This window comes from uncultured Granulicatella sp. (genome assembly GCF_938030755.1).
Classification (GTDB): domain Bacteria; phylum Bacillota; class Bacilli; order Lactobacillales; family Aerococcaceae; genus Granulicatella.
Genome location: NZ_CALHIF010000006.1, coordinates 1 through 12603 on the forward strand (window position 1 = coordinate 1; position 12603 = coordinate 12603).

The 12603-nt window shown below is 36.2% G+C and carries 13 protein-coding genes; all 13 read left to right on the plus strand.

The genetic code is table 11. The annotated features are described in order from the left end of the window. The first annotated feature begins 165 nt into the window (after nucleotides 1–165). The gene (locus Q0594_RS00255; RefSeq protein WP_298729027.1) at nucleotides 166–720 is read left to right on the plus strand and encodes a YceD family protein; all 555 of its coding nucleotides are present in this window, start codon (nucleotides 166–168) and stop codon (nucleotides 718–720) included. Nucleotides 721–761: 41 nt separating this feature from the next. After that, complete coding sequence (gene rpmF / locus Q0594_RS00260; RefSeq protein WP_005605990.1) at nucleotides 762–941, plus strand: 50S ribosomal protein L32; 180 nt, start codon at nucleotides 762–764, stop codon at nucleotides 939–941. Between the two features lie 161 nt (nucleotides 942–1102). Then, nucleotides 1103–1456, plus strand: a complete 354-nt coding sequence (locus Q0594_RS00265) for a hypothetical protein (protein WP_005605989.1) — start codon at nucleotides 1103–1105, stop codon at nucleotides 1454–1456. Nucleotides 1457–1637: 181 nt separating this feature from the next. Beyond that, nucleotides 1638–2069: a division/cell wall cluster transcriptional repressor MraZ gene (gene mraZ, locus Q0594_RS00270; RefSeq protein WP_039848828.1), complete on the plus strand. Its 432-nt coding sequence runs from the start codon at nucleotides 1638–1640 to the stop codon at nucleotides 2067–2069. A gap of 14 nt (nucleotides 2070–2083) precedes the next feature. Then, nucleotides 2084–3028 (plus strand): 16S rRNA (cytosine(1402)-N(4))-methyltransferase RsmH, encoded by a 945-nt coding sequence (gene rsmH, locus Q0594_RS00275; protein ID WP_298729028.1) that lies wholly within the window; start codon nucleotides 2084–2086, stop codon nucleotides 3026–3028. 21 nt (nucleotides 3029–3049) lie between these two features. Next, on the plus strand, nucleotides 3050–3421 hold the full coding sequence (gene ftsL, locus Q0594_RS00280; protein ID WP_005605986.1) for a cell division protein FtsL: 372 nt from the start codon (nucleotides 3050–3052) through the stop codon (nucleotides 3419–3421). After that, nucleotides 3418–5205, plus strand: coding sequence for a penicillin-binding transpeptidase domain-containing protein (locus tag Q0594_RS00285; RefSeq protein WP_298729029.1), 1788 nt, complete (start codon nucleotides 3418–3420; stop codon nucleotides 5203–5205). The genes ftsL and Q0594_RS00285 overlap by 4 nt, the downstream gene beginning before the upstream one ends. Before the next feature lie 16 nt (nucleotides 5206–5221). Beyond that, nucleotides 5222–6715: a UDP-N-acetylmuramoyl-L-alanyl-D-glutamate--2,6-diaminopimelate ligase gene (locus Q0594_RS00290; RefSeq protein ID WP_298729030.1), complete on the plus strand. Its 1494-nt coding sequence runs from the start codon at nucleotides 5222–5224 to the stop codon at nucleotides 6713–6715. 20 nt (nucleotides 6716–6735) lie between these two features. Further along, a complete protein-coding gene (mraY, locus tag Q0594_RS00295) occupies nucleotides 6736–7692 on the plus strand; it encodes a phospho-N-acetylmuramoyl-pentapeptide-transferase (RefSeq protein WP_298729031.1) in 957 nt (318 codons plus the stop codon). A 62-nt stretch (nucleotides 7693–7754) separates the two neighbouring features. Continuing rightward, complete coding sequence (gene murD, locus Q0594_RS00300) at nucleotides 7755–9140, plus strand: UDP-N-acetylmuramoyl-L-alanine--D-glutamate ligase (RefSeq protein WP_298729032.1); 1386 nt, start codon at nucleotides 7755–7757, stop codon at nucleotides 9138–9140. Nucleotides 9141–9157: 17 nt separating this feature from the next. Continuing rightward, complete coding sequence (gene murG, locus Q0594_RS00305; protein WP_298729033.1) at nucleotides 9158–10261, plus strand: undecaprenyldiphospho-muramoylpentapeptide beta-N-acetylglucosaminyltransferase; 1104 nt, start codon at nucleotides 9158–9160, stop codon at nucleotides 10259–10261. 18 nt (nucleotides 10262–10279) lie between these two features. Further along, nucleotides 10280–11137: an FtsQ-type POTRA domain-containing protein gene (locus Q0594_RS00310; protein WP_298729034.1), complete on the plus strand. Its 858-nt coding sequence runs from the start codon at nucleotides 10280–10282 to the stop codon at nucleotides 11135–11137. A gap of 129 nt (nucleotides 11138–11266) precedes the next feature. Next, a complete protein-coding gene (gene ftsA / locus Q0594_RS00315; protein ID WP_005605973.1) occupies nucleotides 11267–12595 on the plus strand; it encodes a cell division protein FtsA in 1329 nt (442 codons plus the stop codon). The last annotated feature ends 8 nt before the right edge of the window (nucleotides 12596–12603 follow it).

Here is a 12603-nt window from a genome sequence, read left to right on the forward strand (position 1 = left end):
TTTGGAATCCATCCAAGCAAATTTCTGCTACGGTCTTTAAGCCGATTCAAGTGAATAAGGAGATAGGATTTTAATCTCTGTATTTTCAAGCTTGTAAAGTAAAAAGCTTTGACAAACTTTCAATAAACTAGTATAATTCAGTATGTTGCTTTAGGGGTGAAAATTGTGAAAATATCAGTTAAACAACTTCAGGATTCTCAAGGGACTCCAACTTACTTTGATACAGAAATTAATGTGAAAGAGGCTTTAAAACAACGAGATGATTCCATTCTTGCTGTTTCGCCAGCACACATCAAAGGATTTCTTGTTTATCAAAGCCAATCAGTTGTAGCGCAATTTACTTGCGATGTTGATATCACACTTCCTTCATCCAGGTCTTTAGAGCCAGTGGTAGTTCCACTCCACATAGATATTGTGGAAAGATACATTCCGTCCCATCTCTCGGTTGATGAGAAAGAGCTAACAGAAATTGTGATGCCTCTTGATGGTGATTGGGTTGATCTTGAACCCGCTGTGGAAGATCATATTTTACTTTCAATTCCTTTACAAGTCTTATCGCAAGAGGAATTGAGTGAAGATAAAATGCCTTCAGGAAATGATTGGGAGGTTGTGACGCAAGAAGCTCTTGAAGAGCGACGCAAACAACAAAAAGAACAATCGGTTGATCCAAGGCTAGCGTCTTTACAGTCTTTCTTCGAAAAGGATGAGACTGAGAAGTAAAAAGCATTATGTAAAGAAGATTGATTAGGAGGTGTACAAAAATGGCAGTACCAAAACGTAAAACATCAAAAGCGAGAAAAGCAAAACGTCGTACTCACTTCAAATTAGAAGTTCCAGGATTGAGCGCATGCCCATCATGTGGAGCATTAAGAAAGAGCCATCACGTTTGTCCTGAGTGTGGTTCATACGACGGAAAAGAAGTTGTTTCTAAAGAAGCATAATCATAAACGTTACAAAACCTTAGACAGCTGTCTAAGGTTTTTTCTTTTTATAGTTAAGAAGCAAGATGTATCAAAAATGATCTGTATCATTTTTGATAAATTTAAAAATATTATGAGTTTTAAGAAATCTATTGTAAACTAGTAGTGATGGAGGTGAGTCAATGTTATTTTTTGAAATCGTACTATGGTTAGTATTTATTTTAAGTTTCGTGGGCTTCACGGTCGTTTTTGGAAATCGAATCTTCTATAATGAGACTCGCTTCATAACTATTCGTGAAATTATGACACCAATGCTGTTGTTGGTATTACATACCACTAGTGTGAATGTCTATGGTTATTCTTGGTTTAGTTATGCTACATTAGGTTTTGCTCTTATTGGGTTAGCATTATTATATTTCAAGTTAAAAAGAGGGAAACTAGTTCTTAGACCTTTCCTCCACCAATTATTTTCCATTTCGTTTTTATTTTTTGGATTGCTTGTCTTATTAGTACAAGTGGGAAGATTCTTTAAATAATTGCATAGAATCAATAGTTCTAAGCTCTTTACGCGGAAAGTGTAAAGAGCTTTTTTTGTGCATTAAAACAGCCTATATGGGGAGAAAAAATTTTTTTAAACTTTTTTAGTAAAAAAAGTGGTGAAAAGTGGTGGATTGTGGTAAACTATGGTTACTATATTGTTGGAATGGAGGAGTCTGCATGTTAATCGGTGAATATCAACATACAATTGATGCAAAAGGACGTATGATCGTGCCTGCTAAATTTCGTGAAGATTTAGGGTTCACCTTTATCGTGACACGTGGACTTGATGGCTGTTTATACGGTTATCCTCTGGAACAATGGGAGCTCATCCAAAATAAATTAAGAGACTTACCACAGTCTAAAAAAGATGCACGTGCCTTTACGCGCTTTATGAACTCTGCAGCGATTGAAGTAGAATTTGACAAGCAAGGTCGTGTGAATATCTCTCAAACGTTACGCGCGTATGCGGGGTTAGAAAAGAATTGTCGTGTTATCGGAAACAATGATCGTATTGAGATTTGGAATGAAGAACGTTGGCAAGAATATATTGCTGAAACAGAAGAGAATTTTGAAGAATTGGCCGAAAATATGATTGATTTTGGCTTTTAGAAAGGGAAGGGACCATGTTTAAACATATCACTGTATTGCTACATGAAACGGTAGATGCATTATCCATTAAGCCAGACGGAATCTACGTAGACTGTACACTGGGTGGTGCGGGACATAGTCAATACTTACTTAGCCAATTAACGACAGGGCATCTTTATTGCTTTGATCAAGATATGCAAGCCATTCAACATGCAAAGGCTCGTCTTGCTAAAGAAGTAGAAGAAGGAAAAGTAACTTTTATTCACGCGAACTTCCGTCAGTTAAAGAAAGAACTTGGGAAACTAGGTGTCTCTAAAGTAGACGGAATCTTATACGACTTAGGAGTTTCATCTCCGCAACTTGATCAGATTGAAAGAGGATTTAGTTATCATCAAAATGCAAAGCTCGATATGCGAATGGACCAAAGTGCTCCGTTAACAGCAGAAGAGATTGTAAATGAATGGAGCTATGACGAATTAGTTCGTATCTTCTATCGTTATGGAGAAGAAAAGTTCTCGAAACAAATTGCTCGTAACATTGAACGTATTCGTGCTCAACACAGAATTGAGACAACTGGAGAATTAGTGGATATCATTCGCGATAGTATTCCAGCTGCTGCAAGAAGAAAAGGTGGACATCCTGCAAAAAGAATTTTCCAAGCGATTCGTATTGCCGTGAATGATGAATTAGCAGCGATAGAAGATTCCTTAGAACAAGCTTTCGAAGTGGTTTCAGTTGGTGGAAGAATTAGTGTTATCTCTTTCCACTCATTAGAAGACCGAATCGTGAAAACAATGTTTAAACAACAAAGTACGGTTGAAAAAGCTCCGAAGAACTTACCAATCTTACCGACGGAAGAGGAAAAAGCTCCGTTTCAATTGGTGAATAAAAAACCAATCTTACCAAGTTTAGAAGAAATAACAGAAAATTCTCGTTCGCAAAGTGCGAAGTTAAGAGTTATTGAAAAAATTAAAGGATAATTTAGAAAGAAGGGATTACTAGTGGCATTAGCAGAAAAATATGTAGACACGTTGAATGTGAGCGTACCTAAGCAAACGCCTCTAGTTCGTAAAGGTCAAGAGGTTACTTCAATTCCTGAAGAGAAACAAAAAGCAAACCTAATGCAAGTTTTAATTCTTTCAGGAGTGGTTTTAGCGTTCTTAGCAACAATGACAATTGTAGCTAGCATGATTGTTGCTAATAAAAACAGACAATTACAGGACATTGAATCACAGACAACACTTATTCAACGTGAAAATAATACTTTACTTCAATCAACACAAGAATTGTCTCAATACGACCGTGTCAATCGTATCGCAAATGAACAAGGCTTGAAGATGAATGAAGATAATGTTAGGAATGTTGGACGATGAAAAAAACGAATAACAATAACATTGCGAGAAATAGGCGTCGAGCGAGCTTTATTTTAATGGGACTCGCTAGTGTCTTATTTCTCATTTTTTCTGTACGTTTCTTTAGAATTATGGTTTTAGGGAATATTCATAATGTAGATTTACGAGCGGAAATTAATGATAAAATTCATCAAAAAAGGACTTTAGCGGCTAAACGTGGAACCATCTATGATGCCAGTGGAAGTCCTATTGCGGTAGATGCAACGAATTATTCTATTTATGCAGTCTTGACTGACCAATGGAGTAAAAATGCAGAAACCCCAGATTATGTAACGGATATTAACAAGACCGCTGAGGCATTATCGAGACATATTTCTCTTTCTAAAGAGGAGATTGTAAAGATTTTAAGTCAGAAGGATGTTTCTCAAGTCGAATTTGGAAATGCTGGAAAAAATCTTTCGGTTCAAGTGAAAGATAAGATTGAAGCGGAGAAGCTTCCCGGAATTAAGTTTTCAGAGAGTCCAGCAAGATATTATCCAAATGGGATTTTTGCTTCTCATTTAATCGGATATACGGATTCTGTGGAGGAAACGGTTGATCACAAGACGATTATTTCTCTAGTTGGGAAGACTGGTTTAGAAGGCCTTTATAATGAACAATTAACCGGAACGGCCGGAGAAGTAGAATATATGGTCGATGGAAATGGATATGTGATTTCAGATACTGAAAAAGTGACCAAACAACCAAAAGACGGAAAAGATATTACTTTAACATTGGATAAAAGACTTCAAACTTACTTAGAATCTTTAATCAGTGCTGCAGATAAGCAGTATCAACCTGTTCAAATGACTGCAATGCTAGTGGATCCAAAAAGTGGAAATATTGTTGCGGCAACACAACGTCCAACATATAACTCTACGACAAAAGAAGGGATTGACATTCAGTGGAACAACCTTCTAACGGATCAAGCTTACGAGCCTGGATCAACCATGAAAGTTTTAGCTTTAGCTGCGGCAATTAATGAAGGGGTCTTTGATCCAAATGAAAGATATCAATCAGGAAGTGTAAAGATTTATACGGACTTAGTTAGGGATTATAATAAAGTAGGGTGGGGAAATATCACTTATTTAGAAGGGTTAGCCCATTCTAGTAACGTGGCCTTTGTTCATGTTGTTCAAAAGATAGGTGTTGAAAAATGGAAACAATATTTAGAAGCATTTGGATTTAGTAAATCTACTAATTCAGGATTTGCAAATGAAATTTCTGGTTCAAATCCATTTAATTCCTATTTACAACAATTGTCTACTGGTTTTGGACAAGGGATTACGGTTACGGTGTATCAAATGATGCAAGCTTTTACTGCGATTGCTAACGGTGGACAAATGCAAAAATTACGTTTGGTGGATCATTTTACCGACCCTAATACCGATAAAGAAACACCGAATCCAGTAAACTCATTAGGAAAAGTCATTTCACCAGAGGCGGCTAAAAAAACACTCGAATATTTATATCAAGCAACTCGGATGAAAAACGGAACAGCTTATGAGTTTAATATCGATGGAGAAGAAATAGCAGCCAAGACAGGGACTGCTGAATTTATTAATCCAGAAACAGGTAAATACTATTCAAATGGAAATAACTATATTTTTTCTGTAGTTGGATTTGCACCTTATAATGATCCAAAATATATTTTATATGTTACAGTTAAACAACCCCGGGTGGCTGTGACTGTAAATAAAATTCTTAAAGAAATTTTCAATCCATTAATGAAGAGAAGTTTAGAATATTCAAGACTCTCTGAGTAAAAGAAGGAGGAAGAACATGTTTGCGAAAGAACTAGCGGATTTATTAGTCATTAAACGAGTGGAAGGCTCTTTAGAAAATATCGTTGTAGATAAATTAGCTCAAGATTCGCGTAAAGTTGTGCCCAATACAATGTTTTTCTGTATCGAAGGAGTAACAGTAGACGGTCATCATTTTGCGAAAAAAGCAAAGGAGTTAGGAGCTAATGTATTTGTTGCTTCCAAACCAATTAAAGAACAAGTGGGAGATTCCCCTGTGATTTATGTGAAAGATGTGACTCGAGTGATGACGCTTTTTGCGAATCATTTTTATGGTTATCCTTCAGAGAGTCTAAATATGATTGGAGTTACAGGAACAAATGGAAAAACGACTGTAACCCATATGGTGGACTATTTATTAGAAGAATTAGGAAAACCAACAGCATTGATTGGAACGATGTATCGTAAAATCGGTGAGGAACGTTTTGAAACAAGAAATACAACTCCAGAAATATTAACCGTGCATGAAACATTGCAAAAGGTTAAGGAAATTGGTGGAGATACATGTATTATGGAAGTTTCTTCTCATGCTCTTCAATTGGGGCGCGTGTGGGGGATTGACTATAATGTGGCAGTATTTACAAACCTTACGCATGAACATTTAGATTTGCATAAAACAATGGAAAATTATGCGCATGCTAAGAGCTTACTGTTCTCCCAATTAGGAAATCATTCTAAAAACGGAAAGCTACGCGTGGCTATCCTAAATCGTGACCAGGAATGTTTTGAGCAATTTGTATATTCTACCTCAGCTGAAATTATTTCCTATGGCTTTACTGAAGAAGCAGATATTCGAGCTACTGAAATTGAAAGCAATGGAGCAATGACAACTTTTGTAGTAACCGTCAATGGTGAGAAATTTCCTGTAATGATTCCAATGATTGGATTGTTTAATGTTTACAATGTGTTAGCAGCGTTTGGAGTAGCGATGGTTAATGGAATTCCTTTACCAAAAGCGATTGAAAAAATTGCAAAGTTCCCTGGCGTAGGTGGACGGATGCAATTAATCCAAAAAGGTCAGCCATTCCAAGTCATTATTGACTTCGCTCACACTCCAGATGGGTTAGAAAATGTGTTGTCAACGCTGGAAGAAGTAAAAATGAATCGTGTAATCACAATTATGGGACATAGTGGAGGAAATCGGGATTCAAGTATGAGGCCAGAACTTGGAGAGATTGCTTTTGAAAAATCGGATTATGTGATTTTAACGGCAGATAACCCTAGACAGGAGCCTTTGGAAAAAATTTACTCTGAAATCGTATCAGGTAGAAATAACAAAAATACTCCATATGAATGTGTAGATGATAGAAAACAAGCAATAGAACGAGCTTTAGAAATCGCACAAGAAGGAGATATCTTATTATTTGCGGGTAAAGGTGTTGAACCTTACCAAGTGATTGGCGAAGAATATATTCCTTACAATGAAGTTAAGACGGTTGTTCAAGCACTAGAAAAATTAGGATATAATAACTAGGGTAGAAAAAGGAGAGTATTATGATTGAAATCATTTTAGCAGTCAGCTTATCGTTTTTAGCAACGGTAATTGCCGAACCACATTTTATTCAATTTATGAAAATGAAACAGTTAGGGCAAACGACTTTAGATGAAGGGCCATCTTGGCATAAAGCTAAAAGTGGAACCCCAACGATGGGTGGACTAGTGTTTCTATGTATGATTAGTTTATCTAGTTTGATTATGGGGGCCGTTTTTGGTCATTTCAATTTTGTATTATTAAGTGGAGTTATCGGCTTTGCTTTCTTTGGTTCTATCGGATTTCTTGATGATTATATTAAAGTGTTCAAGAAGCAAAATGAAGGATTAAAGAGTCACGAAAAATTTGCTCTTCAATTATTGGGAGCTGCAATTTTTGTGGCACTGTATCTTTTAAGTGGAAACCAACCTCTTATTTACCTTCCATTGTTTGGAGAGGTCAATAGTATTATTATTTTTGCTTTATTTACAATTATTTGGATTGCAGGTTTTTCAAATGCGGTAAATTTAACAGATGGGTTAGATGGATTGGCCACTTCAACAAATATTATTGCGTATGCAACTTACGGAATTATGGCAACTCATGCAGGACAAAATTCAATTGCTGTATTTTGCTTCTGCGTAGTAGGGGGATTAGCAGGATTCTTATTATTCAACTGGAAACCGGCGAAAGTCTTCATGGGTGATGTCGGTTCATTAGCTCTTGGAGCAGGACTTGCTATTATTTCTATTATGCTTCATAAAGAATGGACCTTACTTCTTGTAGGAATTGTTTTCGTATTTGAAACTCTTAGCGTTATCCTTCAAGTAGGATCCTTTAAACTAACTGGGAAACGTATTTTCAAAATGAGTCCTATTCATCATCATTTTGAAATGAGTGGATGGAAAGAAGTGAAAATCGTTTCAGTCTTTAGTGCTGTCGGTTTAGTTGCAGGGCTAATTGTTGCAATTATCTTATAAGAGAACTAACATATTTTAACGGAGAGCTGGCCATTTTTGTCCAGCCTTTCTCCATATACATAATGAAAATAAAAATAGGAGGAATCATTGTGCGCAATACACAAGAGTTTGAAAATAAAAAAATACTTGTCATAGGACTTGCTAAAAGTGGAGTGAATGTAGCGAAATTGCTACACCATCTAGGTGCTGATGTTACGGTGAACGACCGAACACCACTTGAAGAAAGTGTTGACGCACAAGGGTTAGTAGCTGAAGGGATTAAAGTTGTCTCAGGAGGGCATCCGTTAGAATTACTTGATGAAACTGTTGATTGCGTTGTTAAAAACCCTGGAATTCCTTACTCTAATCCTCTTGTTGCTAAAGCCGTAGAAAAGGGATTACCTGTATATACAGAAATCGAAATTGCTTCTCGAGTGATGGAAGGGACGATTTTAGGAATCACGGGTTCTAATGGAAAAACTACAACAACGACATTAACGAACTTAATGCTACAAGAATCTTTTCCTGAAAGAAGAACATTCGCCTGCGGAAATATCGGAGTACCTTTATCGCAATTAGCAGAAGATTCCAAAGGGACAGACATATATATTACTGAGCTATCCTCGTTCCAATTGATGGGAATTGAAGAATTTCGCCCTAAAGTGGCGTGTATCGTAAACATCTTTAGTGCTCATTTGGATTATCATGGGTCTCGTGAAGAATATGTGAAAGCAAAATTACAAATTACCAAGAATCAAACAAAAGAGGATTTTCTTGTTTATAATGCGGATTTCCCTGAGCTATATGAATTTATTAACGGTCATACGAAAGCAACCTTAGTACCATTTAGCCGTAAATCAGTGCTAGAACAAGGTGCGTATGCAGATGAAACTATGATTTACTTTAATGGAGAAACAGTTATGCCTCTTGAAGCGATTCAAGTGCCAGGCGTTCAAAATGTTGAGAATGTGTTAGCTGCAGTCGCGATTAGTAAATTACAAGGTGCAACCAATGAAGGAATTGAAAAAGCAGTTCGTTCATTCCATGGAGTAAAACACCGTACACAATATGTGAAGACAATTGAAAATCGTAAATTTTATAACGATTCAAAAGCAACAAATATCATTGCGACACAAACTGCCTTAAGAAGCTTTGCAAACCAATCTGTAGTATTAATTGCAGGTGGGCTTGATCGTGGTAATGGCTTCGAGGAACTTGAATCCTCTCTTAAAAATGTCCGTGAAATGGTAGTTTATGGGGAAACAAAAGAGAAGTTGAAAGCTACTGCTGAAAAATTATCTATTCCAGTAACTGTAGTAGAAACATTAGAAGAAGCAGTACCAAAAGCATATGAAGTTAGTCGCGAGGGAGAAATCGTGTTACTTTCACCAGCGTGTGCAAGTTGGGATCAATTCGCTAACTTTGAAGTACGTGGTGATTGTTTCATTGAAGCAGTAGAGAAACTGTAATTTATAGGAGAAAAAAGATGAGAGTATTAGTTTCAGGAGGAGGAACGGGTGGACATATTTATCCAGCACTTTCCTTAATGAATTATTTGAAAGAAAAAGACCCTTCAACAGAGTTTCTCTATGTAGGGACTGAACGTGGGTTAGAAAGTACGATTGTTCCAAAAGCGGGATATGATTTTAAAACGATTAAGATTCAAGGAATTGTTCGTTCATTATCGTTAGAAAACTTCAAGACATTATGGTATTTCTGCACAAGTTATTTTAAAGCAAAAGAAATTGTAAAAGAGTTCAAACCAGATATCGTGATTGGTACTGGAGGGTATGTTTGTGCGCCAGTATTATACGCAGCAGCAAATATGGGAATTCCAACCATTATTCATGAGCAAAACAGTTTAGCAGGAATCACCAATAAATTTTTAGCAAGAAAAGTGTCTAAGATTGCAATTTGCTTCGACGCGGTTCGTAAAGATTTTGCAAAATACGAAGATAAAGTGGTCATGACAGGGAATCCTCGTGGACAAGAGTTAGCGAATACTGTTCGTGATGATGCTTATCTAGATTCACTTGGAATCAAAAAAGAAAAACCGATTGTATTAATCTTTGGAGGAAGCCGAGGTTCATTACGAATGAACGAATCATTCTTAGAGGCTTTAGAGGAATTAGAAGCTAAAGATTATCAAGTGGTTATGGTGACAGGACAAGTGCATTATGACAAAATCAACAATCATATTACAAGTTTGAAAAAACCATTGCAAAATGTCACAGTTTTACCATATATTAATAATATGGTGCAAATGTTCCAAAACACAGATTTAGTAGTTTGTCGTAGTGGAGCAACAACATTGATTGAATTAACGGCTCTAGGATTACCAAGCGTTTTAATTCCAAGTCCGTATGTGACTGAAAATCACCAAGAAGCCAATGCAATGTCATTAGTAGAAAAAGATGCAGCGACTATGATTTTAGAGAAAGATTTAAATGGACAAAGTTTAGTTGCAGAAATTGATCGTATAATGGAAGATGAACCAAAACGTCTACAAATGGCCAGCAATTCCAAAGCTTTGGGAATTACAGATGCTTCAACGAGACTTGAAACAATTATTCATTCTCTAGTGAAATAAAGATAGAAGGAGGAGAATATGTTTAATCGAAAAACACCAAAAAAAGCTCCTCCGCGTGAATTAACACCTTGGGAGTTAGCGCAGCAAAACTCACCTACTTCTAGAGTAGAAGAGACAGTTCCAAAAGAGGATGTACGTCCTCCAAAAAAAGAATCTAAACCCAAAAAGAAAAAAACTGAATCAAAAGGGATTACGAATGCAACACTATTAAAAGGAATTTTTATTGTGTGTTTAGCGTGGAGTATTTATTTTATTTCTCCGCTATCAAAAGTTTCTGATATTGAGGTAGTAGGATTGAATCAAGTTTCTACTGAACTGGTTCAAGAGAAAGATGGAATTGTCAAAGGGCAAAGTATTTGGACGATTTTAGCCAATCGTACACGTACCGCAACGCTTTTAAAAGCTGCCAGTCCAAAAATTAAAGATGCTTCTATTGAATTAGTAGCATGGAATAAAATACGTTTGAATATTGAAGAAAATCCTGCTATTGGTTATTTTAAAACGGAAGAGAAAACATTTGAACTTCTTGCTGATGGTCAAACAATCGAAGTGGAAGCAAATCTTCCTACAGAAGAATATCCAGAATTAGTAGATTTTACTGAAGAAACTCAATATAAAACTCTAGCGAAACAATTAGAAAAAGTTTCTAGTAGTATTATTCGAGAGATAAAAGAAATTCAATATCCAAACGATATTAAAAATCACCAAAAAATTTATTTGAAGATGAAAGATGGAAATCGAGTCATCGGAATTTTGAAGGATATTGGGGATAAATTAGTGTATTATCCATCAATTGCGAAACAGTTGAATGGTAAAAAAGGAACCGTTGATATGGAAGTGGGAATATACTTTACACCGGATACAACGATTCGATAAAAAAGTCTTAAAACTCGCTCATATGTTTTTTGTAGTGAACGTAATTGTGTTAAAATATAAGGAGTATCACTAACAAAATTAACATAAAAAAATGAATTATGAATAATCGTATAGGAGGTTTCAATAAACGTGAAAAATCAGGGAATTTATGTGAGTTTAGATATTGGAACCACTTCAATAAAAGTTGTAGTAGCTGAGTATGTCAGAGGACAATTAAATATTATTGGAGTCGGCAATGAAAAATCAGAAGGATTGAGCCGTGGAGTCATCGTAGATATTGATGAAACAGTTGAATCGATTCGAAAAGCAGTACGACAAGCAGAACAAAAATCAAATATCCAAATCAAGGACGTTATCGTTGGAATTCCAAGTAATCAAATTTCAATCGAACCTTGTCATGGAATGATTGCCGTATCAAGTGAAAATAGAGAAATTACAGATGTGGATGTATACAATGTGATTTCTGCTGCAAAAGTTCGTTCAGTTGCACCTGAACGCGAAATTATTTCTGTTATTCCAGAAGAGTTCATCGTGGATGGATTTGACGGGATTAAAGATCCTCGTGGAATGATTGGTGTTCGCTTAGAATTGTTTGCGAGCATGATTACTGGACCTAAGACGATTGTTCATAATATTAAACGTTGTATTGACAAAGCTGGATTAAATATTGAAGAAATGGTGATTCAACCATTAGCGATTAGTCAAGTAGCATTAACTCCAGGTGAAAGAGAATTTGGAACAATTTTAATTGACATGGGTGGAGGACAAACTAGTGCTTCTGTTATGCATGACAATCAGTTGAAATTCTCATTTGTGGATCAAGAGGGTGGAGATTTCGTATCAAAAGACATCTCAATCATCTTGAATGCAAGCTTTGAAAATGCAGAACGTATTAAACGTGAATATGGATATGCAATTTCATCAGAAACGAGTGCGGATGAATTCTTCCCAGTTGAAACGATTGGAAAGAAAGATCCAATAAAAGTAGATGAACATTACTTATCAGAAATTATTGAAGCCCGTGTTGTTCAAACTTTTGAAACGGTAAAACGTGCTTTAGACCAAGTGGAAGCCTTAAAACTTCCAGGAGGAATCGTGTTAACGGGTGGAGCTTCTTCACTTGCAGGAGTTCAAGAGTTAGCACAAGAAATTTTTGGAGTACAAGTGAAAACTTATATTCCTGAGCAAATGGGAATGAGAAATCCTATTTATGCAACTAGTATGGGGTTAATTCAATATGCTGCAAGCTTAGATGATGTTCACCGTATTGCACAAAAAGGAAAACCTGGTGTAGAACAACGTCCAGTACAAAGCACTCCAAAAAGTGCACCTGTACAAGTTCAACCAACAGCTCCAGTTCAGCAACCACAAGATGTTGAACAAGAAGCAAGTGGTGAAGAACAAGGGTTTGGAGCAAAAGTGAAGAACTTCTTTAAAATGTTTATTGACGAAAATTAAGAAGAAAC

What these genes read in the sequence shown, in the direction of transcription:
- Q0594_RS00285 (WP_298729029.1), top strand. Translation starts at nt 3,418, where the DNA reads ATGAAAAAAACGAATAACAATAACATTGCGAGAAATAGGCGTCGAGCG.
- murD (WP_298729032.1), top strand. Translation starts at nt 7,755, where the DNA reads ATGAAAATAAAAATAGGAGGAATCATTGTGCGCAATACACAAGAGTTT.
- rsmH (WP_298729028.1), top strand. Translation starts at nt 2,084, where the DNA reads ATGTTTAAACATATCACTGTATTGCTACATGAAACGGTAGATGCATTA.
- Q0594_RS00265 (WP_005605989.1), top strand. Translation starts at nt 1,103, where the DNA reads ATGTTATTTTTTGAAATCGTACTATGGTTAGTATTTATTTTAAGTTTC.
- murG (WP_298729033.1), top strand. Translation starts at nt 9,158, where the DNA reads ATGAGAGTATTAGTTTCAGGAGGAGGAACGGGTGGACATATTTATCCA.
- mraY (WP_298729031.1), top strand. Translation starts at nt 6,736, where the DNA reads ATGATTGAAATCATTTTAGCAGTCAGCTTATCGTTTTTAGCAACGGTA.
- Q0594_RS00290 (WP_298729030.1), top strand. Translation starts at nt 5,222, where the DNA reads ATGTTTGCGAAAGAACTAGCGGATTTATTAGTCATTAAACGAGTGGAA.
- mraZ (WP_039848828.1), top strand. Translation starts at nt 1,638, where the DNA reads ATGTTAATCGGTGAATATCAACATACAATTGATGCAAAAGGACGTATG.
- rpmF (WP_005605990.1), top strand. Translation starts at nt 762, where the DNA reads ATGGCAGTACCAAAACGTAAAACATCAAAAGCGAGAAAAGCAAAACGT.
- Q0594_RS00310 (WP_298729034.1), top strand. Translation starts at nt 10,280, where the DNA reads ATGTTTAATCGAAAAACACCAAAAAAAGCTCCTCCGCGTGAATTAACA.